The sequence below is a fragment of the Kineosporia sp. NBRC 101677 genome (assembly GCF_030269265.1).
Classification (GTDB): domain Bacteria; phylum Actinomycetota; class Actinomycetes; order Actinomycetales; family Kineosporiaceae; genus Kineosporia; species Kineosporia rhizophila.
In genome coordinates this window covers 1-255 of record NZ_BSTA01000071.1, presented here as the reverse complement: position 1 = coordinate 255, position 255 = coordinate 1, and the positions used below count along the sequence as shown (strand labels likewise).

Below are 255 nucleotides of genomic sequence, written 5' to 3'. Positions count from 1 at the left end.
CGAGGTCGAACACTGCGGCGGCGGGCACGATGGGTACCCGGATCGATGTTGGGTCGTGGACCGGGCCAGCGGCGAAGCCGAGGCCCTGCTCCAGGCACCAGCGTTGCACGCCGCCCGCGCTGGCCAGACCGAAAGCGCTTCCGCCGGTGAGGGTCACGGCGTCTACCGTGGGCACCAGCGTGGTCGGGTCGAGGGCGTCGGTCTCGTGGGTGCCCGGCCCGCCGCCCCGCACGTCGACCGCACCGACCGTGCCGG

General features: G+C 74.5%; 1 protein-coding gene. It reads right to left on the bottom strand.

The genetic code is table 11. The features are described 5' to 3' along the window. Nucleotides 1-255: P1 family peptidase (locus QSK18_RS35795; protein WP_285628999.1), on the bottom strand; the 255-nt coding region annotated here is incomplete at both ends.